The organism is Flaviflexus ciconiae, assembly GCF_003971195.1.
GTDB lineage: Bacteria > Actinomycetota > Actinomycetes > Actinomycetales > Actinomycetaceae > Flaviflexus > Flaviflexus ciconiae.
The window spans coordinates 384,422-408,682 of record NZ_CP034593.1 but is presented as its reverse complement, the minus strand read 5'-3'; the positions used below and the strand labels follow the sequence as shown (position 1 = coordinate 408,682).

The 24,261-nt window shown below is 60.1% G+C and carries 24 protein-coding genes, 1 tRNA gene and 1 pseudogene; 14 read left to right on the top strand and 12 right to left on the bottom strand.

What is annotated here, in order from left to right:
• Positions 1–2: 2 nt before the first annotated feature.
• The 4 genes and pseudogenes from def to EJ997_RS14025 form a co-directional block, all read right to left on the bottom strand.
• The gene (gene def, locus EJ997_RS01930) at positions 3–488 is read right to left on the bottom strand and encodes a peptide deformylase (protein WP_126703089.1); all 486 of its coding nucleotides are present in this window, start codon (positions 486–488) and stop codon (positions 3–5) included.
• Positions 489–576: 88 nt separating this feature from the next.
• Complete coding sequence (locus tag EJ997_RS01925; RefSeq protein ID WP_126703088.1) at positions 577–897, bottom strand: hypothetical protein; 321 nt, start codon at positions 895–897, stop codon at positions 577–579.
• Entirely contained in the window at positions 831–2,396 is a 1,566-nt protein-coding gene (locus tag EJ997_RS13055) for a choice-of-anchor I family protein (protein WP_228201658.1), read from the bottom strand. The genes EJ997_RS01925 and EJ997_RS13055 overlap by 67 nt, the downstream gene beginning before the upstream one ends.
• A gap of 68 nt (positions 2,397–2,464) precedes the next feature.
• Positions 2,465–2,953: pseudogene (locus tag EJ997_RS14025) on the bottom strand (choice-of-anchor I domain-containing protein); the annotation flags it as partial.
• Between the two features lie 1,108 nt (positions 2,954–4,061).
• On the opposite strand from EJ997_RS14025, the gene EJ997_RS01915 reads away from it, so the two are divergent.
• The 6 genes from EJ997_RS01915 (at position 4,062) to EJ997_RS13685 (ending at position 8,447) form a co-directional block, all read left to right on the top strand.
• Positions 4,062–4,916, top strand: coding sequence for a transporter substrate-binding domain-containing protein (locus EJ997_RS01915; protein ID WP_126703087.1), 855 nt, complete (start codon positions 4,062–4,064; stop codon positions 4,914–4,916).
• Positions 4,916–5,596 carry an amino acid ABC transporter permease gene (locus tag EJ997_RS01910; RefSeq protein WP_206501749.1) on the top strand — a complete coding sequence of 227 codons (681 nt, stop codon included), beginning with the start codon at positions 4,916–4,918 and terminating at the stop codon, positions 5,594–5,596. The genes EJ997_RS01915 and EJ997_RS01910 overlap by 1 nt, the downstream gene beginning before the upstream one ends.
• A complete protein-coding gene (locus tag EJ997_RS01905) occupies positions 5,593–6,339 on the top strand; it encodes an amino acid ABC transporter ATP-binding protein (protein WP_126703086.1) in 747 nt (248 codons plus the stop codon). The genes EJ997_RS01910 and EJ997_RS01905 overlap by 4 nt, the downstream gene beginning before the upstream one ends.
• Positions 6,340–6,515: 176 nt before the next feature.
• Complete coding sequence (locus tag EJ997_RS01900; RefSeq protein ID WP_126703085.1) at positions 6,516–7,703, top strand: CaiB/BaiF CoA transferase family protein; 1,188 nt, start codon at positions 6,516–6,518, stop codon at positions 7,701–7,703.
• Between the two features lies 1 nt (position 7,704).
• Positions 7,705–8,058 (top strand): enoyl-CoA hydratase-related protein, encoded by a 354-nt coding sequence (locus tag EJ997_RS13690; protein ID WP_126703084.1) that lies wholly within the window; start codon positions 7,705–7,707, stop codon positions 8,056–8,058.
• The gene (locus EJ997_RS13685; protein WP_265936837.1) at positions 8,013–8,447 is read left to right on the top strand and encodes an enoyl-CoA hydratase/isomerase family protein; all 435 of its coding nucleotides are present in this window, start codon (positions 8,013–8,015) and stop codon (positions 8,445–8,447) included. Before EJ997_RS13690 ends, EJ997_RS13685 begins: the two co-directional genes overlap by 46 nt.
• Before the next feature lie 218 nt (positions 8,448–8,665).
• Here EJ997_RS13685 and EJ997_RS01885 read toward each other — a convergent pair.
• The 3 genes from EJ997_RS01885 to EJ997_RS01875 form a co-directional block, all read right to left on the bottom strand.
• A tRNA-Asn gene (locus EJ997_RS01885) sits at positions 8,666–8,740 on the bottom strand.
• A gap of 82 nt (positions 8,741–8,822) precedes the next feature.
• Positions 8,823–9,284 carry a hypothetical protein gene (locus EJ997_RS01880; RefSeq protein WP_126703082.1) on the bottom strand — a complete coding sequence of 154 codons (462 nt, stop codon included), beginning with the start codon at positions 9,282–9,284 and terminating at the stop codon, positions 8,823–8,825.
• Positions 9,274–9,489, bottom strand: coding sequence for a hypothetical protein (locus EJ997_RS01875; RefSeq protein WP_126703081.1), 216 nt, complete (start codon positions 9,487–9,489; stop codon positions 9,274–9,276). The genes EJ997_RS01880 and EJ997_RS01875 overlap by 11 nt, the downstream gene beginning before the upstream one ends.
• 276 nt (positions 9,490–9,765) lie before the next feature.
• On the opposite strand from EJ997_RS01875, the gene EJ997_RS01870 reads away from it, so the two are divergent.
• From EJ997_RS01870 to EJ997_RS01860, 3 genes are all read left to right on the top strand, one after another.
• A complete protein-coding gene (locus EJ997_RS01870; protein WP_126703080.1) occupies positions 9,766–10,206 on the top strand; it encodes an OsmC family peroxiredoxin in 441 nt (146 codons plus the stop codon).
• Between the two features lie 199 nt (positions 10,207–10,405).
• Complete coding sequence (locus tag EJ997_RS01865; protein ID WP_126703079.1) at positions 10,406–10,888, top strand: YybH family protein; 483 nt, start codon at positions 10,406–10,408, stop codon at positions 10,886–10,888.
• A 51-nt stretch (positions 10,889–10,939) separates the two neighbouring features.
• The gene (locus tag EJ997_RS01860; protein ID WP_228201546.1) at positions 10,940–11,557 is read left to right on the top strand and encodes a class I SAM-dependent methyltransferase; all 618 of its coding nucleotides are present in this window, start codon (positions 10,940–10,942) and stop codon (positions 11,555–11,557) included.
• A gap of 782 nt (positions 11,558–12,339) precedes the next feature.
• Here EJ997_RS01860 and EJ997_RS01855 read toward each other — a convergent pair.
• Positions 12,340–12,678, bottom strand: a complete 339-nt coding sequence (locus EJ997_RS01855) for a hypothetical protein (RefSeq protein WP_126703077.1) — start codon at positions 12,676–12,678, stop codon at positions 12,340–12,342.
• A gap of 81 nt (positions 12,679–12,759) precedes the next feature.
• Between EJ997_RS01855 and EJ997_RS01850 the strand changes: the two genes are divergently transcribed.
• A complete protein-coding gene (locus EJ997_RS01850; RefSeq protein WP_126703076.1) occupies positions 12,760–15,075 on the top strand; it encodes a metallophosphoesterase in 2,316 nt (771 codons plus the stop codon).
• Positions 15,076–15,307: 232 nt separating this feature from the next.
• On the opposite strand, the gene EJ997_RS01845 is transcribed toward EJ997_RS01850, so the two are convergent.
• Positions 15,308–17,506 carry an MMPL family transporter gene (locus tag EJ997_RS01845; protein ID WP_126703075.1) on the bottom strand — a complete coding sequence of 733 codons (2,199 nt, stop codon included), beginning with the start codon at positions 17,504–17,506 and terminating at the stop codon, positions 15,308–15,310.
• 154 nt (positions 17,507–17,660) lie between these two features.
• On the opposite strand from EJ997_RS01845, the gene EJ997_RS01840 reads away from it, so the two are divergent.
• From EJ997_RS01840 to EJ997_RS01825, 4 genes are read left to right on the top strand one after another with little or no spacing between them, the layout of a single operon-like run.
• Positions 17,661–18,551: an ABC transporter ATP-binding protein gene (locus tag EJ997_RS01840; RefSeq protein ID WP_126703074.1), complete on the top strand. Its 891-nt coding sequence runs from the start codon at positions 17,661–17,663 to the stop codon at positions 18,549–18,551.
• A gap of 2 nt (positions 18,552–18,553) precedes the next feature.
• Positions 18,554–19,327 (top strand): ABC transporter permease, encoded by a 774-nt coding sequence (locus EJ997_RS01835; protein ID WP_126703073.1) that lies wholly within the window; start codon positions 18,554–18,556, stop codon positions 19,325–19,327.
• 9 nt (positions 19,328–19,336) lie between these two features.
• The gene (locus EJ997_RS01830) at positions 19,337–20,530 is read left to right on the top strand and encodes a sensor histidine kinase (RefSeq protein ID WP_126703072.1); all 1,194 of its coding nucleotides are present in this window, start codon (positions 19,337–19,339) and stop codon (positions 20,528–20,530) included.
• A complete protein-coding gene (locus tag EJ997_RS01825) occupies positions 20,527–21,135 on the top strand; it encodes a response regulator transcription factor (protein WP_126703071.1) in 609 nt (202 codons plus the stop codon). Before EJ997_RS01830 ends, EJ997_RS01825 begins: the two co-directional genes overlap by 4 nt.
• Positions 21,136–21,338: 203 nt before the next feature.
• On the opposite strand, the gene EJ997_RS01820 is transcribed toward EJ997_RS01825, so the two are convergent.
• The 3 genes from EJ997_RS01820 to EJ997_RS01810 are packed head-to-tail and all read right to left on the bottom strand — an operon-like array spanning position 21,339 to position 24,259.
• Positions 21,339–21,929 carry a TlpA family protein disulfide reductase gene (locus EJ997_RS01820; RefSeq protein ID WP_126703070.1) on the bottom strand — a complete coding sequence of 197 codons (591 nt, stop codon included), beginning with the start codon at positions 21,927–21,929 and terminating at the stop codon, positions 21,339–21,341.
• Positions 21,922–22,839, bottom strand: coding sequence for a c-type cytochrome biogenesis protein CcsB (gene ccsB, locus EJ997_RS01815; RefSeq protein ID WP_126703069.1), 918 nt, complete (start codon positions 22,837–22,839; stop codon positions 21,922–21,924). The genes EJ997_RS01820 and ccsB overlap by 8 nt, the downstream gene beginning before the upstream one ends.
• A complete protein-coding gene (locus tag EJ997_RS01810; RefSeq protein ID WP_126703068.1) occupies positions 22,832–24,259 on the bottom strand; it encodes a cytochrome c biogenesis protein ResB in 1,428 nt (475 codons plus the stop codon). Before EJ997_RS01810 ends, ccsB begins: the two co-directional genes overlap by 8 nt.
• Positions 24,260–24,261: the final 2 nt, after the last annotated feature.

Genomic DNA, 24,261 nt, shown 5'->3' with positions numbered 1-24,261 from the left:
CATCACAGGTCCCTAATGGCTCTCAGCGCCTTCTTGCGTGCGGCGCGGTCGAGCCGGTCAATGTAGAGGTGGCCGTCGAGGTGGTCAACCTCGTGCTGGATGCAGCGGGCCATAATTTCTTCGCCCTCGACGACCACGTCGTTGCCTTCGATATCGGTTCCGATGGCTTTCGCGTACCAGGCGCGCTTCGTTGGGAAGAAGTGGCCGGGAATGGAGAGGCATCCCTCTTCATCATCCTGGTACTCATCGTCGGACAGGTCAACGATTTTCGGGTTGAGAATGTATCCGATCTGCCCGTCGATGTTCCAGGAGAAGGCGCGGAGGGAAACACCGATCTGGTTCGCTGCCAGTCCTGCCCGCCCTTCATCGTCAACTGTTTCGAGGAGGTCCTCGACAAGAGATTCAACCTGGGGCGTGATCTTCTTGATCTCGTCGCACACGGTACGCAGAACGGGGTCGCCGATCACTCGGATATCGCGGTAAGCCATGGAGCCATTATTCCATAGCCCGCACGAGTGGCGGCGACCCCGTTCGGGATCTAACAGTTGTTGGTTGTTAGAGGGTTGTTCGGTTCGGTTAGCGGCGGACGGCGAGGGTATCGACGTCGTCACCATCCCAGTCACCGACGAAGACTTCGTCGGTGTCCTTACCGTAGGAAACCTCGTGCTCGGCGTCTCCGCCGACGAGGGTGTTGTTCAGGTAGACGACGTTGCCGCGGCGCACGGCGAAGGTATCTTCACCGTCTCCGTTCCAGTCACCCACGAGCGGGAGGTCGGGTTCGCGTCCGTACGTGAACTCGAAATCGGCGTTGCCACCCTCGATCTCGTTCTTCACGAAGTAGGTCTTGCCGCGCTTGGCGACCAGGGTGTCTTCACCGTCACCGTCCCAGTCGCCCACGAGGATCTCGTCGGCGGCCTTGCCGTAGTAGAAGACCTCATCAGCAGCACCGGACTTGAGGGAGTTAGCGACAAAGAACTGGTCGCCGCGGCGAACCGCGAACGTATCCTTGCCGTCGTGGTTCCAGTCGCCAACGAGAACCTCGTCGCTGTCGCGCCCGTACTTGAACTCGTCGTCGGCCTCTCCGCCGCGCAGGGTGTCGTTGACGTAGAAGGTGTGGCCGCGGCGCACGGCGAAGGTATCTTCACCGTCTCCGTCCCAGTCGCCCACGAGAACTTCATCGCCGGGCCGCCCATAGGCGAAGACTGCGTCAGCAACGGGCGAGTCCCAGCTGTTGGTGACGTAAAAGCCGATGCCGGGGCGGGCTCAGCGGGTTCCTCGGTTTCCTTCAGCTCAACTTCGAAGAACGTGGTGGTGCCGGATACTTCGTTGCCAACAATGAGGAGGTCCTTGCCGTTGGGCGAGATAGCAGCGGAAACAAACTCGAGGCCCTCCGGACCGAGGTCGCCTGCCTTCAGCAGGTCTTCCTCACCGGTGCCAGCATCGACCGAGTCTTCCATCGAGATGGAGAAGTCGCGGTTGTTGACGTAGCCAGCGTAGGTGGAGTTCGCGGGATCGGTGACGTCGTAGACGATGATGCCGCCGACTCGCTCGAAACCAACGAAGGCGTAGGTGCGGTCGTCAATGACGCCAACGGTCAGGCCCTCGGGCTCGGGCCCCTTATCGTCCGAACGTCCTTCCATGTTGGACTCGGAGTGGTTCGAGTTGAAGAAGTCCGGAAGTAGCTCGCCTGTTACTTCTTCAAACTCGGATCCGGAATCGTAGACGATCTCGCCGGTGTCACCGTCGAGGATGCTCAGTGAGCGGCTACCGTAGTGGTACAGCTCCTCGTAGCAGGTGCCGTCCTCGTTCAGGCCCATCTCCAACGTGATGTTTAGTCGGCCCAGGTTCGCATCGTCCAGTTGGTCAGCAAACGAGGCATCATCACAGGCCGGCGGAATGCCGTCGTCGCCGAGGTCCTTGGCACGTGCCTCTTCGGTGTAGTTGTCGTAGTCGCGAGCATCGCCTTCGTTGGCGGTAACGATGTAGTCCTTGCCGTTCACGGTGAAGGCCTCAACCGTGTCGGGCTGGGGAATACCGTAGACACCTTCGTAGGTGCGGAGCGAGAACTCGGGAGCATCCTCCGGGTCACGGTCGGACGGATCGAACGGAACAACGTTGCGGTCGATGAAGCCCATTGGCCACACGTCGGTAACCTCCGCGGTTGCCAGGTCGACAACGGCAATCGCATTGGCTTCCTGCAGGGAAACGTAGGCGTGCGTATCAGTGACGCCGGCATACTCGGGCTCCAGGATCTGGGAGATCCGGCGCTCCGGCTCACCGTCGACGATCGGTGCCTGGGGGCCGTAGATACGAACGTCTTCGTGGAGTGTCTTTGTTTCGTCGTCGTAGGCATGGAAGTCAGCGATCGAGACGTCGCCCTGACTCGGGGCAGCAATACCGCCGGGAGCGGAGACAACGGCGACGGTGCCCTCGGGTCAATTCCGGTACCTTCGCCGTATTCGTCGGAGGGCTCGCCTTCGTTCGCAGAAACAACGTAGGATCCGTCGGGCGAGAAGCCAACCATGTCAGGCAGAGCGGTGACGGTAACGCCGCCCAACATCTCAAGGTTCCGCGCGTCGAAGAACACGAGGTAGCCGGGGTCGGTCTTCTCGGGTGCCTCAACGGCAACAACACCGAGGCCGTCGGCGCGGACGTCGACCGAGTTCGCGGTAGAACCGTCAGGGACCGTGCCACCATTGGCAAGCTCAACGCCAGCAACCGGGAGGGTGCCTGTCTTCTCGGGATTCGTGGGGTCTGAGGAGTCGAGGACATCAACGGTACCTTCGGCAGCGTTGACGACAACGGTCGCCTTCAGGTCGGGCAGGTACGCAACGATCTCGGCGGCGCTGTCATCAAAAACACCGGAGTCGTAGGAACCAACGGGGGTCAGGGTGATGGGAGAAGACTCCGGGGAGTCAACAATGGGATCGGAAACAATCGCAGCCGGGAACATCGCTCCAACAAGAGCGACTGTCGACGCGAACGCGATTGGTGATAAAGCCATGTACATTCCTTTTCAGCATCAAACAGAGCCAATAAGAAACTAGCCACCCGACATAAACGGGAGCCGTGCACGAGGCGAACCCGGACAAGACACCAGGTAAATTTCCCGTGACTCAGAGCACAGGGCACCCGTGGCGCCTGCGAGAATGGGCCCGGGCCACATCTGCCCGAACCACTATCCAACGCCCCAACAAGGTGGCCACCACGCGCCGAAAGCGTGGCGACGAGGCAACCACGCGTAGCAGTCAGGGAGCCTTTGCAACGCCACGCCGGGCCATCCAGGCGCATGCAGGACCCGCGAAGCCAACTCCCAGCGCGACGGGAAAACACCGCAATTGACTGTGCGAAGGATCACAGCGTGGGATGCGGTCCATTTGTTCGGCACGTGGCTGCGAAATATTTATTGACAGTTCAATGATTTTCGCGCGAGATTCCGACGCTTTTCTCGATTTCTTCGGAATATCTGGCAGCCCGATTTGTTTGGTTTGACCGTCTCACGATGCGTCTCATTTGCTCGAGGTGTCTTGCTATTCCAATTTTATTGGTTACTGTTTCAACCATGACAACGACTCTTCAGTCAAAGCCCCTGGGATGCATAATGCTGGCACAGTTGCCCGGCATGATGTGTTCCTGTTGTTGTCGCTAAATTCGCAACAGGTCTTCGATCAGTAGACGTCAGGCACTTTGCCACTCTGATCACTCAGAACCGGGTCGAGCTTTAGCTCACCACTTCTTCTGAGTTTTTCCCTGGATTGCACCACAAGCTCGGCTAGAAGTGTAGCCACTTCCGCTGTACCCAACTCGGCCCACTTCATCAGCCAACGCTCACCCGCGTCTATCACGGCACCGGTGCTCCCACGCCACATAACCCTGGACTAGCTATATCCAATTCCGGGCTTATCCCGCTGGGCTACGTTTATCCCGGCGCGAAGCCGTAGTTTTCCGCACCCATTTTCATCCGGCCAAGTGCCGTCACTCTTTCACACCCAAAACCCTCCAACACTCTTTCCAAACGTCTCAATTAGCCACCGATAGAAACCCCAAAAGGAGAGACCACCATGGTCCGAACAACGAAGAATCTGTCCCGTCTAGCTGCCGCGGGTGCGGCCCTTATGCTCACTCTGAGCGCCTGCGGCGGTGGGGATGATGGTGCGGACAGCAACGTCATTGTCGTGGGCGGCACGGGGACGAGCTTTCCTCATTCCTTTCTGGAGGACGGTGAGCTGACCGGCTTCGACACGGATGTCATCACGGAGGCCGCGGAGCGTGCGGGTTACACGGTCGAGTTCCAGACGATGGACTTCCCGGGCCTTATGGGCTCCGTTTCCTCCGGCCGGATCGACACCACGGGAACAAACCTCACGTGGACCGAAGAGCGGAGCGAAACCTACGTGTTCACGCGGGCCTATGCCTATGGCGGGGTGGTGCTTTCCACCGGTGGGGATAATGACGCAATCCAGACAGCGGATGACCTGGCCGGCAAGGTGATCGCCACCGGAGCTGGCTCAACCAACGAAACGGCTACGCTTGCCTGGATCGAAGAGACCGGCAATGGCGCAACCGTGCGCGCCTATGACGGACCGCAGCAGGCTCGTACGGATACCCAGCTGGGCCGTACGGACGGCTATGCCTCCCCAATTTCTTCAATTTCGGCCATGATCGCGGTGCAGGACGTTGACGTGAGGATTGTCAGCGAGTTCCTCACGTTCGAGCAGACCCGCTTCCCGTTCGCCGACACGGAGCGTGGCCGTCAGCTTGCCGCCGATATCTCAGGCGCGCTCGACGAGATGGAAGAGGACGGCACACTCACAGATATCTCGGCAAAGTACTTCGACGATGATCTCACCGTGCCCACCGAGGACCACATGGTGCCCGATCCGTACAGCGGAACCTTTCCGGGCGGTGCCGAGTAATGAAGGGTTTTGATCCGAGCTATATGCTCGAGGCACTGCCGGATCTGCTGGGCTACGTGCCAACGACACTGCTGCTGGCAGCTCTTGCCATGGTGCTGTCCGTCGCAGTCGGCGTTGTCCTGGCCCTGGTCCGGTTCACAAAAGTCCCGGTTCTCAACGAAGTAGCGATCTTCTACATTTCGTTCTTCCGTGGCATCCCCGGCCTGGTCATGCTCTTTCTCATCTACTACGGCCTACCCCAGATCATTCCGGGCATGAGGGCGGTGGATGCTCTCACGGCGGCCGTTGTTGGCCTCGGGCTGAAGGGGGCCTCGTATCTGGCCGAGATCTTCCGAGCCGCCCTTATTTCCGTTGATCGGGACCAGCGGGAGGCGGGCCTCAGCCTCGGGCTGAGCCACGAACAAATCTATCGCCGCTACATTCTGCCCCAGGCTGCCTACAACGCCCTGCCCGGAACCGCCAACGTGTTCATCGGCTTGGTCAAAGAAACATCGATCGTCTTCACTCTCGGAATCACCGACATGTTCGCAAGCGCACAGATGGTATCGGCTGCGAATCTGCGTTACCTGGAGACCTACCTGATGGTGGGCCTGCTCTACTGGGCCATCATTGTCATTTTCGAACAGCTCGTCCGCGTCCTCGAGGCACGCATGAGCCGACCCTACGTGAGGTTAACATGATCACCGTTCACAACCTTCGGAAGAACTTCGGAACCAACGAGGTACTCAAAGGCATCGACCTTGAGGTTCACCGCGGCGAAGTTGTCGCCGTTGTCGGGCCATCCGGCTCCGGCAAATCCACCCTCTTACGTTGCCTCAACCTGCTGGAATCCCCGGATGCTGGGACGATCAAGATCGGCGATGCTCAGATCAGCGCCGAGGGCAAGATCCCGCACAGCGCCGCCCGGGCCCTGCGGTCAAAGACGGCGATGGTTTTCCAGCACTACAACCTGTTCCGCAATCGCACCGCGCTCAACAATGTTCGCGACTCAATCGAAATGCGGAAAGTTGCGCATCGTATCGAGGCAACGACGATCGCACAGGATCTGTTGCGCCGCGTTGGCATCACCGCCGACGTTGAGCGCCAGTACCCAATCACGCTATCGGGAGGGCAGTCTCAGCGAGTCAGCATCGCCCGCGCACTTGCCATCAACCCCGAAGCGATTCTCCTCGACGAACCCACGTCTGCACTAGATCCGGAGCTCGTCGGAGAGGTTCTCACCGTTATCCGCCAGCTCGCCGCCGAGCACACGACGATGGTGATCGTCACCCATGAAATGACGTTCGCTTCCGAAGTCGCCGACCGCGTGATCTTCATGGACGACGGGCAAATCGTTGAACAGGGACCCGCCCGAAATGTCATCTTCAATCCCCGTCATCCCCGCACCAAACAGTTCCTCGGCAGTTCCCTCGCGGCGGCCTAACCCGCCATCGTGAACGAGCGTAGCCACCGCGTCGCGGATACTCCCGCCAGGCCGCAGATGCTTGGCCACCCGCGAGCACCCACAAGCAAACCCAGAAAACCCCGATTTGACGAAACGAATGGCTTAAGTCAGCCGCTTGCTTCTCCGCGAACGGCAACCCTGAAAGGACCAGATTTATGGGGATCAAACAGAAACCACTGAGTGGATGGCGGGTGGTGGAATTCTCCCACTTCATCGCCGCACCCTCCGTCGGTCAGGCGCTTCTCGACCTCGGTGCCGAGGTCATTAAAGTGGAGAATCCCGCCGGTGACCCCACCCGCCCCACGACAGGTAGCGCGGCCTCCTCGATCTTCGAGACCTTTAACCACGGGAAGAAGTCGGTCGTTCTTGACCTGAATGATCCAGAAGATGAGGAGATTGCGCAACGGCTCGCGCTCGGGGCCGACATTGTCATCCACAACATCTCCGCCTCCTCCATGGAGCGTCACGGCCTCGGAGGCGAGCAGCTTCGCGAACAGAACCCCGCCCTTATCTACGGATCGATACGCGGCTTCCCCTCCAACACGTCTCGGGCACACGATAAAGGGTTTGACGGAATCGGCCAGGCCGAGACCGGCATGATCTGGGTGAACGGGACCGAAGAGAGCGGCCCGCTCAAACTTCCCTACAACCCGGTTGACGTTGCCACGGGCGATTCGCTCCTGCAGGGCATCCTGGCGGCGATCATTCAGCGCCTACAAACCGGGGAAGGAACAGAGGTTGAGACAAGCCTGTTCGAGGGTGGCCTGCACGCCCAAACCTACTACTGGGGCCTGTTCCTCCAGGGTGGCGAGAATCCGGGCCGGATCGGTAACCGCGAACCCGCCGTCGCCCCCGCCGCAGAGATCCACGAAGTGACGGACGGATACGTCATTTTCTCCGCATACCTTCCCAAGCACTGGGAGGCCCTATGCACGGTCCTCGACGTCCCCGAACTCATCGCCGATCCCCTGTTTGAAACAAACGACCGGCGGCTGGCAAACCAGGACGAGCTGTGGAAGCGCCTCCAGTCCGCACTCGACCGTAAAGGCTGGACTGTCAAACAGGCCGGAGAAGCTTTCGACTCGATCAAGATCGCCAACGGTCAGGTCTCCAGTTACCAGGACATTTATGACCGTGGGCTCCTTCAAGAAAGTGGACAGCTCGCGCAAATCCGCGAAGACAACCGCGATCCCTACTACGTCTTCAACGCCCCCTACCGGTTTGTTGGAACCGACCGACCAGCAACCGCAGAGGTACCTCCAAAGCTCGGTGCACACACGGACGAAGTCATCGCCTCCGTCACGGCAGACGGCTGGGAACTCGACACCAGGAAGGTGAGCTGACATGACCCTCAACAAGATCCAGGGCGATGCCCCCATCATTGTGACCGAACGGGGAGCCGTCCTCGAAATTCGGATCAATCGTCCCCACAAGCGCAACTCGCTTACCCAGGAGGCCGTTGATCTGCTGGGTGCGGCGTACGAGAAACTCGAAGCGAACGACTTTGCCGTCGGCCTCGTCTACGGAACCGGTGATGCAGCGTTCTGTGCGGGAGCCGACTTTAACACTCCCCGAAAGATGATTCCCGCGCCTACCCGAACTTCACCATCAAGCTCACCAAGCCGCTCGTTGCCGCCGTCGAGGGATATGCGGTGGGAGCCGGTTTTGTTCTCAGTCAGAGCTGCGACATCGTCGTAGCCGGGGATGGCGCACAGTTCGGCTACCCCGAAGCACGGATCGGCGTCACCGGAGGCGGCGGCACCTATATTGCCTCCCGCGTCCCCACGAAAGTCGCCGCCGATCTTCTTCTGACCGGCCGGTTCTACACCGCCACCCGGGCCCGCGAAGCTGGCCTTGTCAGCGAGGTCGTTGAGCGGGGCAAGGCGCTCGCGTTAGCTCGCGAGCTTGCCGACCAAATCGCCGACAACCACGGCCCTTCTGTCCGACTTCTCAAGGCGCTTATTGATCGAGAAACACAGACGACAACGGCCGAGTCCGCGCAATTCTTAGGTCTGCTTAAGGCCCACACGTCCGACTCCAGCAGGCTCCAAGTCTCCAAGGGACTCAAGGGCTTGAAGGGCGCATAGTCAGGCACTGCTTGGGGCGGGGTGGCTCAAAGTCCGCCCCGCCCCTTCTTGTACCTCTGATCAACATTCTGGAACTGGCCCGCAACGCACCAAATAAGGACACACTTTTTGACACTTAACCCACAGCGCCCGTGGGCCAGACACACTTGACCTACAACTCGGCTTTCGAATCGCGGGCAGTAAAACTAAAAAGCCCCGGACTCGTGGTCCGGGGCCGGTGGCTCCCGCAGCTGGATTCGAACCAGCAACCCTTCGATTAACAGTCGAATGCTCTGCCGTTGAGCTATGCGGGAAGGCAACACAGTGACTTTAGCAAGCAACGCCGCGAGGTTTCAAACTCGTTCTTGCCTTTTGCCAGAACTGTGCTGAATGGCACTAGTCGATCGGCATCCCGACCGCTTCGCGCACCGCGTACTCCAGTTCCAGAACAACCTTTTCCACCGTGGCCGGGTCAGCATCATCAATGTTGAAGCCCAGCGACTGGGTAAACATGGTGCCGTCCGGGTTCCGCCTGACGAACACCCGAACCCAGCCAGCATCGGTGACAAGGGCGGTCTCCTGGTAGACAATCGAGGACTCGATGCGGTCGGAGATCACCAGGCCAACGCTGATATCGGTTTGGGGACCGAACTCGAGGATCAGGTCATCAACGTCGTCGGCAATCGCTGTCGCCTCGAATGTTCCGGCTTCGCCTTCCCACTCTCCCGAGGCGTAGTTAACCCACGGCCATTCCTTGACCGTTTCAGAACCGTCGACGATGCGTCCGAAGCTCTCGGTGACAACAAGCGTCGTTCCATCCTCAAGCTTCCCTTCCCACATCGTCCGCTCACGCGACATAGCTAACCTCCTGAACGATCGAGACACCGACGGGAGCCGACTCATCGTCAGATACCCATTCCTTCACGGTGCGCCCCGCGAAGAACGCGATGATCAGCATGAAGAGTCCCGCGAGCGCGAACAGAATGAACTGCTTCCGCTGCTTGCGGATCGCTTCCTTCTCGTTGAACGGCGTCTCGATGTCGTCCTTATCGTCGGTTGCCACGCGACCTCCCTTTCGTTAATGCTTTGCCCAGTCTACGTTGTTCCCCATGGGCCCCACGACGGTGACATGTCACAGTTCTCCGGGTATCATTCTCGGCTCGCCCGGCACCATCTCACCACCACCTGGCGAACGTGCCACAGCTGGCGGGCTTTGATTGCAAGGTTCTTCGCCAACAGCTTGGCACCGTTGACCTGGGCCACACTGCGGGCGAAGAATGAATGCACTCCGACATCGAGGCTCGGCTCACTGCCGGGCAGAAAAGCTAAGGAGATCATCATGGCTATCGCATCACGCAATACAACGACGACGTGGGAAGGCGACCTGCCGTCCGGCAAGGGCGTCCTCTCGAATTCTTCCTCCTCTGTTCTTGACGACCAGGTCGTCACCTGGGGATCCCGCACCCGCGCTCCCGAGGGCAAGACCAGCCCCGAGGAGCTTCTCGCTGCGGCTCACTCTTCCTGCTTTGCCATGGCGTTCAATGACCGTCTCAGCAAGGACAACCTTGTTCCTCAGCGTCTCGAGGTGAGCGCGGAGGTTACCCTCGACGAGGTGGATGGCAACCCGACCATCACCACCTCGGCCCTCACCCTGAAGGCTCAGATTGACGGCATGGAGCAGGATGCTTTTGAGGCCGCCGTGAACGACGCAGCGGCGGGATGCCCCGTGTCGCGTCTCTACGCATCGGCAGAGATCACGGTCAACGCCGAGCTGGTCTAGGGCCAATGCCGTAGCCGGATCCCCCGCACCGTTGCTTGGGCTCTCATGAGCCATGCTCGCCAGGTGCGGTTGATCCACCAAACTTCTTGCCTGTGGGGCCGCGCTATGCGGCCCCACAGCGGTCTTTAACACGTCGCTTGTTCTCTACATCAACGCCTTACTTGCCCTCACCCAACTTGCCCTCATCGAAAGACCGATCATGACGGATGTTTCATTGCCTGACTCCCCCAAAGGCGTTCTGCATGCGTTCCGGGATGCCTGGAACAGGCACGATGCCGATGAGCTGGCCTCGATCTTTGCCCCCGACGCAACCTTTGTGAACGTCACGGGTCTCTGGTGGAACACCAGGGAGAAGATTAAAACGGCACACGCCTACGGTTTCGAGAAGATCTTCGGCCAGAGCTCAATGAGGGTGGGACGTACGACGGTGAAAACGCTCGGTGACGATCACGCCGTTGTCGTTGGCAGGCTTATCGTGACCGGTCAGGTCGATCCCGACGGCCGGGAGCTCGATGAGAGGCGAACGGTGCTCACGGTTGTGGCCCAGAAGCTTGCGGCTGGCATCTGGCGAGCGGTGTCGGCGCAGAATACCGACATTCCGCCTGGCGGAATGGAGACTCATGCAAATGTGGGCTCAACGCAGTCACCGATCACCTATCGCGGTTCGACACCCCGACATTAAAGGTCGATACTTAAGCGTATGAGCGCGCCCGAGCACAATGTCTGGAAATCCGTGACGAGTCAGAATCCCGATCATGCGATTCGCTATGCGGAGAGGTGGCGGAACCTCGAGAGTGCCGGTCACGATATTCACGGTGAGGCACGCCTGGTCGATGCACTCGCGGAGCGCGGATCTCGGATTCTTGACGCTGGCTGTGGATCTGGCAGGCTCGGTGGCTATCTGGCTCGCCGCGGCCACCAGGTCATTGGAATCGACCTTGACCCTTATCTCATCTCGGTAGCTCAAGAAGATCACCCGACCGCACAGTGGGTTGTTGGTGACCTCGCTACCTTCCAGCTCCAAACTGATACCGGGCTCGCAAAGTTCGACCATATTGTCTCCGCCGGTAACGTCATGACATTCCTCGCCGGCCATGAGCGTCTCCCTTCCCTACAACGGCTGCATGAGCACCTGGCTGACGATGGCCGGATCACCATTGGCTTTGGTGCCGGACGCGGCTATGACTTCGCGGAGTTCGAGGCGGATGCGTTGGATGCTGGTCTGGTTATCGACGCAAAGTTCTCTAGCTGGCAGCTTGCCCCAGCGAACGAAAACTTCCTCGTTGCCTTCCTGTCGAAGGCCAGCAAGCACACCCCGGTTAACCCCGGCGTCCAGGTCAACATCGGCTAACCTAAGGCGTTTCCGAGCACCCGGCATGGCCAAACCCTAGCCACTCCTGGGCCGAACCCCTAGCTTCGGACCAGGCGCAGCACCAGGCCGAGCCGAGCCATGTCTCATCGTTTGGCCTCAATCGGGGCAATAAGGACAAATCACCCTGGTACATCCGGGCTCCCCTACAGCCGTTTGGGTTGGTCCACGACAACCAATGTTAACGCCGCCTGTGCAGGTCAGTGACATTTCGGGCCAGCTCATGAACAAAATCGCCAAGCCGTAACCTGTCGGTTAAGTGACCGTCATCTCCCCCTCGTAGCGTGGCAAGGTCTCTACTGGCCACAACGACTAGGAGATCACATGAGACCCCTGCCTCCACGCAGGACCGCCGCGGCGGCAACAGCCCTCACACTGCTGTTTGCGACGCCCGGAATGGCAACAGCAGTCAACGATGACACGTCAAGCACCGATACGGGGGTGCAGTGGGCGCCGATCGAGCCCGATCCGGGACAGGTTGAGGATGGCTCCCCCACCCTTAACCTGGAGGATGCTCAGCGCATTTCTGGGACGCACACGGTTGTGTCGTCTCCGAGTTCCCCGGGAGCTAATCCAACGGCGATCCGGGTTGACGGAGCAGCGGCGGCTGACGCCCGGGAAACTCTCGGCTCGGAGTATCTGGACGAGACCGACTCGGCATTGGTGCTCGACGTCAAGGCCGCGATTGAGATCGCCTATTCGAACTACCTGCTTGTCAACGGCGAGCGCGTGGCGATCCTCGAACAGATCGCGCACGTTAACGATCACCCGATCAACGTTCCGGCGGAGCTGCTCACAACCGGTGAGAACTCCATTGAGTTTTGGACGGGCACCCGAGCATCAACGTGCGGGCTTAACCACGACGATGGATCGCAAACTTCCGCCTTCAGGGACCAGACGGCACACAGTACACGAACCCGGACAACCCGATTACGGGACCCGCTGTTGACGCTGACGGTTACTACAACATCGGTGACGGCAACTGCGGTTCCTCCAACAAGCCCCGCCACCTCACACTTTCGTTCAATGTTGATGATGAGCCGGGCCCGAACTCGGGCCTGCTCCTTGAGCTCGATACCACCGAACTTGAGGATGGCACCCACACCATCACGGCAGCGGCCGGAGACGCCGAGACAACGACCGAGGTCATTGTCGACAACACCGGCCCCGCCCTCTCCTCCTCCGTGCCGGCCGACGGAGACGAAGTCCTCGGCGAGGTCACGATCGACGCAACACTTGCTGATGATGCTGGCGTAGCGGGGGCACCCACCCTCACTCTCGACGGCAACCCCATCAATATTGGTGACACGCTGTCGAGCGACGAGATGGCGGCGGGCGGGCACGAGCTCCGGATCGAAGCAACCGACGAGCTCGGCAACACCTCCGTTCACATCGTTTCCTTCACCACTCACCCGAACACGCCCGTCTTCGGCGACCTGTCACCCGTTTCCGGCACGTCCGGGACCGAGGGAACCGTGACCCTGTCCACCACCGTCACCGATCCGCACGGTGGGGATGTTGATACCACGTTCTACGAGGCAACGCCCCGCATGCCGGAGATGGCGGCGCAGGGCACGACGCCTTCCCTGCCCCTCAACCAGCTGAACTTCACCGGCCAAGAAGAAGCCGGCACCGACGGCCTCGCCCCCGGTGATGACGAGACGCTCCGCAGCCCTGCCGCGGAAGAGGTCACGTTCCAGCGCTTCGATGTTCCCGTTGACGAATCATCATCCGATCAGGTGATCTCCTGGTCCGGTGAAGTCGATCCGGCACGCGGCGCACGCCTTCACGTCTGGGATGGTGAAGAGCAGATTTGGCAGCTCCTGCAGGATTCCCGCGGTACCGCGGACGGCCTGACCGAGCTCACCGGTATCGCACAGCCCGCCCACATCACCGACGGCACGGTTCACCTGCTTGTCGAGGGCTACGATCCGTTCACGGATGACATTGCTGGCGAGGTCACGGACGAGTTCCGGGATCCCGAAACATACGACTTCTCAATCGCCCACAACACTGACACGCAGTACCTTGCCGAGGGCGCAGTCGACCAGGAGGGTGCCGCCGCTGAACGCTTCCGCGACGCCTATCTGGACACCACCCAGTGGATTGCGGATAACGCTGACGAGCGCAAGATCGCCTATGCCGTGCACACGGGCGGCCTCGTTAACGACGACAACGTCATCACGAACGATCCGGAGTGGATCGGGCACGCCCGCGACCAGTACGCGGTCGCTGACGAGGCCCAGACCATCCTGGACGAGGCAGGAATCCCCAACGGCGTCCTGCCTGGTAACCACGACAACAAGTACGGTACCGACAACTCCCTGTACAACGAGTACTTCGGTCCAGAACGCTACGAGGCACTATCCGAGACCTGGGAAAATGCCGAATACGGTGGCCCCTGGAAGCCGGGAGATAACCAGAACCACTACGATCTCTTCACCGCTTCCGGGCAGGACTTCCTCGTCGTGCACCTCGGCTACATGGCAACGGATGAGGAACTGGCCTGGGCCAACGAGGTTCTCGCCCAGTACCCCGACCGCAACGCGATCCTTGCCTCCCACGAGTACATCAACGCCTCCACGGCAACCGATGCTCGCGGAGCATCCCACACCGCCCACTGGGGCGAAGCGATCTACGAGAAGGTTGTTTCCCAGAACCCGAACATCTTCCTCGTACTCTCCGGTCACGTCCACGGCGTCGGCACGAACGTGCGCCACAACGTTGCCGAAGACGGCCACCACGTTGTCGAGCTACTCGCTGACTACCAGGAATACCTCGTTGATGGTGAGAAGACCGCGGGCTACAAGAGGCTCCTCCAGTTCGATGTTGATCGTTCCGAGATGTCGGTCAACACGTACTCGGCACGCCTGGATGATCACGGCGCACACGAGTACGACTCCGCAACGAACCGCGAGTACGACGGCACCGAGGACGAGTTCACTGTCCCGATCAACCTCAATACTCGCACCACCAGCATCGCAACCGACTCCGTGCTCGTCACCGCCTACTCGGACATCGAGATTGGTAGCGACACCGTAGCCTCCGGCGCGAGCGCCACTGCCGACTGGACAGGACTCGAGCCCGGTACCACCTACGGATGGTACGCAGTTGCAGAGAACGCCACCGGCGGAACCGGCACCTCTCCCCTGTCGGTCTTCACGGTCGCTGCATCTACCACCGAACCGGAAGAGCCCGGCGACCCCACCCCTATCCCAGACGCCGAGGGCAAGACCTACCTGCTCTCGAACACGTGGGATAGCACCACCCACGACACCGCATTCGTCTACGGACGCGCCAATGATGAAATGTTCGTTGGTGACTGGGACGGAGACGGCAACGACACGTTCGCGGTACGCCGCGGCGATCGGTACTTCGTCTCCAATGAGCTGAGGGGCGGCAACGCCGACAGCGAGTTCGCCTACGGTCGCGAGGCAGATACCGTCCTCATTGGTGACTGGGATGGCAACGGAACAGATACTCCCGGCGTACGCCGCTAGTACGGCTGGCTGACCGAGCGTCACTAACCGCTGTGGGCCCAAGCAAACGCTTGGGCCCACAGTCGCGTCCGCGGTAGCTCACGGCATCGAAGTGCAACGAGATCTCCCCCGTTGACCGAGAGTGCTCCGCCGTCACCATCAAGCCGTTATGACCACAGAGCTCTTCGCCAGGCAGGCCATGCACCCGGTTCTGAGTCACCGGTGCAACTGCCAGGTGCGGATGAATGCTGCCCTAGACGCGGGTGTCTTTTCGGTCACCTTCGATCTGCTTCTTTTCTTCGGCTTCGACCATCTTCTCGTGCCAGGGCCACCACACCTTGTTGCCGATCTGGTGGACGAGGCCCGGGATAAGGAGAGTGCGAACGACAAAGGTATCGAGAAGAATACCTGCGGCCACAATGAGCGCCAGCTGGACCATGAAGAGCAACGGGATCACGGTCAGAGCCGCGAAGGTCGCGGCAAGGACGAGACCCGCGGACGTGATAACACCGCCGGTGACGGCAACGCCGCGGACGATTCCTTCCCGCGTGCCGTACTCGAGTGACTCTTCTCGTGCTCTCGTCATGAGGAAAATCGTGTAATCGATCGATAGGGCAACGAGGAAGATGAAGGAATAGAGCGGGACCGAAGCATCCGAACCGGGCCAGGACAGAACATGGTTGAAGACCAGTGCCGCCAAGCCCATCGTGGCCGCAAACGACAGGATGTTCGCTCCCAGAACGAGTAGCGGCGCTGCGATGGAGCGGAGAAGCACCATGAGCATGAGGACAACAACAAGGAGCGTGACGGGCACGACCTTGATGAGGTCGGACGTTCCCGTCTGCTGGGTGTCGAGGCGCGTGGCAGCATCGCCGCCAACAGCCACATCCATGCCTTCCACAGCGTCACGAATATCCGCGACAGTTTCCTGCGCTTCCATGGCCTCCGACGGTGCCGTCGTGGCAACGCTGATGAGGACCTCACCATCGACAACAATTGGGCCGCTGTCGTTTGTTGTGAGCTCGGCAGAGGCCACACCCTCAACGGACTGAATGGTAGCGATGACGTCCTCAGCACTATCCGCAGGAGCAAGCACGGAGAGGGGCTGTGCCGAGGCGGCCTGCGGGAAGTTCTCGTAGAGGACCTCCAGCCCGTCTTCCGATTCTGTCTCGCCGAGAATCGTGTCGGTCTGGGACAGGCCCTTGGCTTGGAAGGTCGGAGCAAATGCTGCGAGCGCAAGGAGCGCGATCGCCGTTGTGATCCACACCTTGCGGTCGTTTCGGGCCACAAAGCGTGCCGACTTTGACCAGAAGCCATGCTGCGCCATGAGGTCGGTTTCGGTCGTTTCTGAGGGACCGGGAACCTTGGCGGGCCAGAACATGGCTCGCGAACGACTGCCCGGGATCAGGAGCAGAACGGGAAGGAGGGTGAGAGCTGCCAGGACACAGAAGATGATTCCGATGACGGCGACGGGACCGAGGGAGGACGTGACTCGCAGGTCCGACAGGAGGAGGCAGAGCAGGCCCGCGATCACCGTGGCCGCGGAGGCAATAATAGGCTCCCAGGTAGCCTTGAGCGCCTGCCTCATGGCTCCCTTCGTGTTCTGGATTCGGGCGAGTTCTTCTCGGTAGCGGGCAACGATCAGCAAACAATAGTCCGTTGTCGCGCCAATGACGAGGATGGAGAGGATGCCCTGGGTTTGGGCCGACAGGAGGACAATCTCGGCGTTCGCCAGGAAGTAAACGAGCAGGCCAGCACCGCAGAGCGCAAAGACCGCCGTCAGAAGGACCGCTATCGGGATCAGGAAAGACCGGTAGACAATGATGAGAATAATGAAGACAAGGACCACGGCGACAAGCAGGAGCACGAGATCGATTCCTGCAAAGGCATTCCCGAGGTCGGCTACGAGGCCACCCGGGCCGGTCGTGTAGGCAGTGATACCTTCCATGCCGTCCACCGTGTCGGCAACGTACGCTCTGATGGCTTCCACGGAGCTGGATTGAACGGGATCGCCGTTCGCGTCCAGGTCCTTGATCTGGGTGGAGTCGAGCGAAATGGGCCACATGCCGGCAGTTCCGCTCTCGGCCGGAACAAAGGCAGACTGCGAGTTATCGAGGAAGTCGGCAAGGGTCTTACCGCCCGGCATAGCAATACCCGGCACTCCCTGGGCGGCTTCGTTCAGGGCAGCGATCTGCTCGCCTGTTAACGGGTCACCGCTATCGGTTTCAAACACAACAAAGACCGGAAGCGAGGTGGAGTCGCTGTATTCCCCGACTTTCTCAGCAACCCTGGTCGATTCGGCTGACTCGGGAAGATAGAGCGCCTGATCGTTTTCTTGGACGCCGGACAGCTGACCCTGAGCCATTCCGCCGACAGCGCCAACAACAAGCCAGACGATGAGGATAAGAAGCCGCAGGAGGGTTGTTTTCCTGCCCCGTAACGCGTTTTGCATGGTGACCTTTCAACGACTAACCCCAAGACTACTTTGCCGACATCACCGGTTTGGGCCTCGTGACAAATGTCAGTAGTTGCTCCCACACATCTTCATGAACTCGGGTGACAGTGCGCTCTACTGGGCTTTCCTCGTTCCCGGAAGACTGATAGCCATGAATACGACACCAGTCCTCACGGCCCGCGGCCTCACCCGCACATACGGTAGCTCCTTCACGGCAGTCGACGGTATTGATTTCGACATTTACGAGGGTGAGATCTTTGGCCTGCTCGGAACGAACGGCGCGGGCAAGACATCGACTCTTGAGATCCTGGAAGGCCTGGCAAAGGCCTCCGCCGGAACCGTCAAGGTCTTTGGCCTTGACCCCATCAAAGACAGGAAGAAGGTCCGGCCCCGCCAGGGACTGATGATGCAGGAAGGCGGTTTCCCGACCGACCTGACGGCCAGGGAAACCCTGTCCATGTGGGCGGGCACCCTGTCGAACCCGCTTCCCGTTGGCACAGTCCTGGACTGGGTAAGCCTCGATCACCGCGCCAACGTTCGCGTCTCATCACTTTCCGGCGGTGAAGTGAGACGCTTGGACTTGGCCTGCGCCATCATCGGACAGCCCCAGCTTCTGTTCCTGGACGAGCCCACAACGGGCCTGGACCCAGAGTCTCGCCGGCAAGCCTGGGAGCTCATCGCCTCCATCCAGTCCTCCGGCACAACAATCGTGCTGACCACGCACTACCTGGAGGAAGCCGAGTACCTGTGCGACCGGCTCGCCATCATGCATGAGGGAAAGATCGTCACCTCCGGAACATCCGATTCGGTCGTTGCCGGTCACCCCTCGACAATCAAGTTCGACGAGCTCGCCATTCCTGTCGAGTTCGAATCCAGGGCAACGTCCCACCGCGGGACAACAACGATCACAACCCACCAGCTCCAGAAGGACCTCGCAAAGCTGCTTGCCTGGGCAGAGGAAACGGGCACTGAACTGTCTGGCCTCAAGGCTTCCGCCGCGTCCCTCGAATCCGTGTTCCTCGACATCGCAGAAGGAAAGTAACCATGACAACGACCGTAGATACACCCCGCGTTTCCCCTTTCTCCCGCTGGGCTTCGCTTACCAAGGCCGAGTTCGTCCTGTTGCGCCGCAACGCCCTCCAGCTTTTCTACGCGCTCATCATGCCGCTGGCGGCGCCCTTCCTGTTCCGCGATCTCGCAGACGTTGAAGGAGTCCACGGGCTCCTCGCTTCCGTCATCACTCTCATCGTGCTGTTTGGCCTCGTCTTCGTTGCCTTCTACAACCCGCTGTCAGCCATCGTGAACCGCCGCGAAGAATCCGTCCTCCAGCGCCTGCGGGGCGGCGAGGTCTCCGACGCCACGATCCTCACCTCGGTATCCGCTCCCGGCTTCCTCGTCGGGGTCCTCATGGCGTTTGCAACAATTGCTATTTCTGTCCCCGCGCTTGGCCTGGATATCCCAGTCAACATTCCGCTCATGATCGCAACCATTCTCGTGACCGCAGCGATGTTTGTTGTCATGGCGTTCGCGACCTCGATTTCGACCCGCACAGCCGAGTCCGCCCAGATCACCTCGATGCCGTTCATCATCCTCGTGTTCCTGGGCGCCGCAGTTCCGCTCATGCCGGACACGACCTCAACGCTCTACCAGATCGGCCAGTTCCTGCCGACGGCCCCCGTTGCGGAACTCCTCTCCGCCAGTTGGTTTGGCCCCGTCGACTTTGCGGAGCTCGGCCAGCCCGTCCTGATCCTGCTCGCATGGACCGTCCTTCCCGCCCTGTATGCGGCAAAGCGATTCCGTTGGGCGAAGCGGTCCTAGTCTTTTACTATGAAGCCCATGTCCCCCATGACCCGCGCAAGGTGGCGGTACGAGCCGCACGATGAATTCACCACGAAAGAGTCGCGCAGGCTCTACCGCACTTTCGCGTGGTCCCTCTGGGGTCTTATCCTCTTCATCCCCGTCGTCCTCATCGGCCCAATGATGGTCACCGCCGACTTCGGACACCTCTCCGACCCGTTCACGCTCACCTTCCTCCTGCCCGGGCTGATCATCCTCGCGGTTGTGTACGGCAAGTGGCTGTTCCGCGGATCAGATCTGCGGGAGAAATCGACCCAGCTCGAGGCGGCCTCCCTCTTTGTTGTCCCGGCGATCACCGCGATCGCAGCCATACTCACGGATTCCCCGGACCAGACTCTCTCCGCGGCCTCGACCGCAGCCTCGCTCTTCATCACCGCCCTCATCTGTGTCACCGCAAGCGGACCAAACTCGGTGTCACTCCTCGTTGCTCTGCTGTCAGGTGGAGCAACTGCACTTATCCCCGGAAACCAATTCATCCAGGTGGTAGCAATCGCCTTCGTCACCTTCGTGTTCTGGGGATCGGTCAAGATGTCACTCTGGTACGTCGTTGTCATCGGAGACCTCGAAAAGGCTAAACAAACCGAAGCTGATCTTGCCGTAGCCCGCGAACGACTCCGCTTCTCAGCCGACCTGCACGACGTCATGGGCCGCAATCTCGCCGCGATCTCGCTCAAAGCCCAGCTGGCCGACCAGCTCATGGCTCGCGGGGACCACCGTGCCCGCGCGCAGCTTGCCGAGGTTTCATCTCTCGCCAACTCCTCACTTGACGAGGTCCGTGCCCTCGTCCGCGGCTACCAGGCACCCGACCTGGCAATGGAAATGGAAGGGGCAATTTCCCTCCTTGAGGCCTCCGGAGCTCGCGTCACCCTCACGGGACGCGCACACGAGCTCAGCCCCGAACGGGCCACCCATACTGCCGCTCTTATCCGCGAGGCCACGACAAACATCATTAGGCATTCCAACGCCACCCAGGTCTCCATCACTCTCGGTGCCGACGGCGTGCAAATCATCAACGACGGTGTGGGATATTCAGACCAAGAGCAACGGTTAGATGGCACGGGCCTCGCGGGACTAGCTCGCCGCATCGGAACCGATGGAACGATCACGCACTATCGTGAAGGACAGCAGTTCGTTCTCACGCTCGACTTTCCGGAGGCCCCATGATCCGCATCATCCTCGTCGATGACGAGCACCTGATCCGCTCCGCAATCGCAGGTCTCCTGGGTCTCATGGATGACATCGACGTCGCAGGAGAATTTGAAAGCGGCGAGGAAGCCCTCAAGCTGGCACCGGCCCTGGAGCCAACCCTCGCCATTGTCGACCTGCAACTGGGTGGCATGGACGGGATCGACACCGCCATCGCCCTCATGGACAAGGTCCCGGGACTCAAGACCATGATCCTCACGTCCCACGCGCGGCCCGGCTACCTCAAGCGAGCCCTGTCCTCCGGGATCTCGGGGTTCCTTCCCAAGACCGCCATGGCCCAGGACCTCGAGAAAGCAGTTCGAGACGTTGCTCGCGGCTCACGGGTCGTCGATCCCGGGCTTGCTGCCGACACGATCGCCGCCGGCGATTCACCGCTCACCCCGCGCGAAACCGACGTCGTTGAACTTGCCGCGCACGGAGCACCGATCGCCGATATAGCCCGCCGCGCACATCTTGCCGAAGGCACCGTCCGGAACTACCTGTCCTCCGCACAGCTCAAACTCGGTGCAAAGAATCGGCACGAAGCAGTCGATATTGCGAGAGCCAAAGGCTGGTTGGGTTAGCCACCGTTCTTCTCCTGCTCGTCGCGAACCCGAACAACGTCAGTATTCGCTACCGATAGGCCCGGAGCGCGATTCCGTCTGATAACAGAACGTGGGAGGCGATACTTTGCCTCCCACGTTTAGATTCTTCATGTCGGCCTGATCAACCCCCGTTCCTGCAGTCCCCACAAGCAGTGGACTCATAATCCATCGGTCGCGCGGGTCTATCCAAGCCCCTCCAGTGCCCTGTCGATCTGGGAGGGCGAGATCGCTCCCTGATGGATCGAGGCAACCGTACCATCGGTGTTGATGAAGAAGTGAGCGGGTACCCCCATCGTTCGATAGGCAGCAGCAATCTCTGTTGTGGGGTCAAGCATGTGGGTGTAGCTGAGCCCAACCTGGTCAGTGTAGGACCGGACAGCATTCTCAGATTCGTTCACGTAAATCGCCAGGATATCGATGTCATCCCCGTACTTTTCTTCGGCTTCCTGAATGTGTGGGGTCTCTGCCCGACATGCCGTGCACCAGGTGGCGTTGAAGATGAGCCAGACGGGTTCGTCCATGTTCTCAAGATCAACGGTTTCGCCGTTGAGGTCGATTCCGCTGAACGTCGGGGCTTGTGCTCCAATGGCAGGGGGCTTGGCGGCGGCCTCCTCGGAGAGTTCGATCTCCGACAGCGCGGCCGCCTCTTCGTTTCCGCCTTTGACAAGGAGAACACCGGCGATGACAATCACGGTCGTGATGATCACGACGAGGAGGGAACCGATCCGGGAGTTCTGGATCCGTTCCCGCCAGTCAAGTACCTGATCAGCCATAGGAGTGCAGACCCCCGAAGAAGTGGTTGCCGAAGTAGGCGAAGAGGACGGCAACAAAGCCGGCGATGAGGAGCCAGGCGGCACGCTTACCTCGCCAGTCGCGGACCACGCGCGCGTGCAGATAGGCACCGTAGAGAAGCCAGGTCACGAACGCTGCCGTTTCCTTCGGATCCCAACCCCAGTACCTGCCCCACGCAGTATCTGCCCAGAGGGCTCCGAGGAGAATCATGATGGTCAGCATCGGGAAGGTGAACACCGCCGCCTTGTAACCGATTTCATCGAAGAGATCAGCGGACGGCATGCGGCGGATCTTCTTCGACAGGGGCTTATGAGCCAGGTAGAGAACGGCCCCACCGAACGACACGCACGCAGCACCGTAGGCGAGGATTGCCGTGGAGACGTGGAGAGTCAGAAGCAGGTTGTTTTGGAGGGCCGGGACGAGTGGCTCGATGCCGGTGTCGAGGCTTTGGGCGTAGATCATCAAGCCAAGCACCACCGGCATAACAACCAGTGAGAGCATACGGATCCGGTAGCGCCACAGGAAAAACAGGTAGGCGCCGAGGATCCCCCATGTGAACGACACGGCGAACTCGTGCTGGTTGGCAAACGGACCGTGGCCGGTCAGGCTCATACGGCCAATGAGATACACCGTGACGAGAAGGAACGCGACGATCGTGAAGGCGCTACCGTACCAGGCGAGCCCCTTCGTCTTCGGGCTCCTCGATGCTGGCTGGATCGGACCGGGATTGTCCTCCCCGTCGACGATCCCACTACCCGCAGCACCTGCCAGAACCTTGGGCTGTTTGCGGACCTGATGCTTGCGAGATGTCAGGTAGGCACCATCGCAAATCAGGGCAAGGGCAGCGACGATCGTTGCCGCCAAAAGAAAATATTCAAATGTCTCAAGCATCGGTGGTCCTTTCGGGGTTCTGCTCGATTTCACCAATGAGCCGGTTGAATTGATTGGCGTAGATCGCGTCGTGCTTGTCGACGGACGCAAGCGACAGGTTCGAATCATCATCGACTCGGACCCAGATCCTGCGGTGCGGGAAGCCAAATGTCATGAACATGCCGACAACAAGCAAGATTGACGCGATCCAAAGGAGCGGAGAGCCAGGATCATGACGGGCAGTGATACCGGTGTACTGGGCTTCGCCTTCGAAGGTAAACACGAAGTCGCCGACGGTCACCGCCTCACCCTGGGGTAACTGAGTAACAGCAAGCGGTTCGTTAGACCCACTGGGATAGATCTCGACCATGGCCGAGCCAATCGGGATGACGGAGTCGGTACGTCCCGAAGCGGGCGTGACGATCAGAATGTCGAGGTCTTCCCGCTCGTCAATTGAGCCAACGGAGTTTGTGCCATCCGTCGAGGTCCACTGCATTGGCACGGCACCGTCGAAGACAACATTTCCATCGAGCTCGGTGACGTGAACGTTGGAGGCAATGCCGTACGAGGTCTGGTGGAACTTCACTCCCCCATAGGCAAGGGGCATGTTGACACGCACTTCCTGCGAGACCATGTCCGTCCCGTTATCAACGATGGTCAACTCAGACACGTAATCGATCGGCCTGCCGTCTTCGTTGTAGGAATCAACGAAACTGTCCGCGCGAACTTCCACACTGGAATCCTCAAGTTCGACAGAGCCTCCGACGGGGATGACCATGAACTGCTCAAAGGAGAAGAGAGAAGAGACAACGAAGGCGGCCATGATCAGAACAAACGCGGCATGGGCCAGTGCCGTTCCGAATGGACCGAAGCGGTTCTTATCCGTGTAATAGGCACGCGGATCCCTATCATCGGCAAGTATCCGCCAACGGTTCTTCTTGAAGACGTCCTTCGATCGTTGCAGGAACGCATCTGGCTCTTCCTCGGATGTGACGAGGCGACGGTTCTGTGCGTGACGGTGGAAACCCTGGGAGACGTGAGTGCGGGGGTGCATGGCGGCCCGCCACAGTAGCGGCAACCGGTGCACGGTACAACCGATGATTGAGCCTGCCAGTAGGGCGCTCACGGTCAGGAAGATCGGGGACGTGTACATCCGGAAGAAGCCAAGGAATGCGAGGACATCGGTCCACATGCCGTACTTGGGTCGGACAGACTCGAGGAAACTCTCGGCCTGAATCGGATCGTCAAAGGTACCTGTCGGCGCCTGCATGATCATCGTTCCGAACAGCGCAAGAACCGCCATGAGAATGATGAGGATCAGACCGACCGTCTTGTTGTAGAAGAAGGCGTAGATTCGCTTGACGAGGGTCAGGGGCGAAACATCGTCCTCCTCCGGGGGAAGCTCCGGAGCCGAGCTTTGCTGTCTCACTGTTTCAGCCATGT

Coding starts and splice junctions, on each gene's coding strand:
- EJ997_RS01820 (WP_126703070.1), bottom strand. CDS start 21,929: ATGGCTGATCAGGTACTTGACTGGCGGGAACGGATCCAGAACTCCCGG.
- EJ997_RS01845 (WP_126703075.1), bottom strand. CDS start 17,506: ATGCAAAACGCGTTACGGGGCAGGAAAACAACCCTCCTGCGGCTTCTT.
- EJ997_RS01810 (WP_126703068.1), bottom strand. CDS start 24,259: ATGGCTGAAACAGTGAGACAGCAAAGCTCGGCTCCGGAGCTTCCCCCG.
- EJ997_RS01825 (WP_126703071.1), top strand. CDS start 20,527: ATGATCCGCATCATCCTCGTCGATGACGAGCACCTGATCCGCTCCGCA.
- EJ997_RS01900 (WP_126703085.1), top strand. CDS start 6,516: ATGGGGATCAAACAGAAACCACTGAGTGGATGGCGGGTGGTGGAATTC.
- EJ997_RS01870 (WP_126703080.1), top strand. CDS start 9,766: ATGGCTATCGCATCACGCAATACAACGACGACGTGGGAAGGCGACCTG.
- def (WP_126703089.1), bottom strand. CDS start 488: ATGGCTTACCGCGATATCCGAGTGATCGGCGACCCCGTTCTGCGTACC.
- ccsB (WP_126703069.1), bottom strand. CDS start 22,839: ATGCTTGAGACATTTGAATATTTTCTTTTGGCGGCAACGATCGTCGCT.
- EJ997_RS13690 (WP_126703084.1), top strand. CDS start 7,705: ATGACCCTCAACAAGATCCAGGGCGATGCCCCCATCATTGTGACCGAA.
- EJ997_RS01905 (WP_126703086.1), top strand. CDS start 5,593: ATGATCACCGTTCACAACCTTCGGAAGAACTTCGGAACCAACGAGGTA.
- EJ997_RS01840 (WP_126703074.1), top strand. CDS start 17,661: ATGAATACGACACCAGTCCTCACGGCCCGCGGCCTCACCCGCACATAC.
- EJ997_RS01865 (WP_126703079.1), top strand. CDS start 10,406: ATGACGGATGTTTCATTGCCTGACTCCCCCAAAGGCGTTCTGCATGCG.
- EJ997_RS01915 (WP_126703087.1), top strand. CDS start 4,062: ATGGTCCGAACAACGAAGAATCTGTCCCGTCTAGCTGCCGCGGGTGCG.
- EJ997_RS01830 (WP_126703072.1), top strand. CDS start 19,337: ATGAAGCCCATGTCCCCCATGACCCGCGCAAGGTGGCGGTACGAGCCG.
- EJ997_RS01835 (WP_126703073.1), top strand. CDS start 18,554: ATGACAACGACCGTAGATACACCCCGCGTTTCCCCTTTCTCCCGCTGG.
- EJ997_RS01910 (WP_206501749.1), top strand. CDS start 4,916: ATGAAGGGTTTTGATCCGAGCTATATGCTCGAGGCACTGCCGGATCTG.
- EJ997_RS01880 (WP_126703082.1), bottom strand. CDS start 9,284: ATGTCGCGTGAGCGGACGATGTGGGAAGGGAAGCTTGAGGATGGAACG.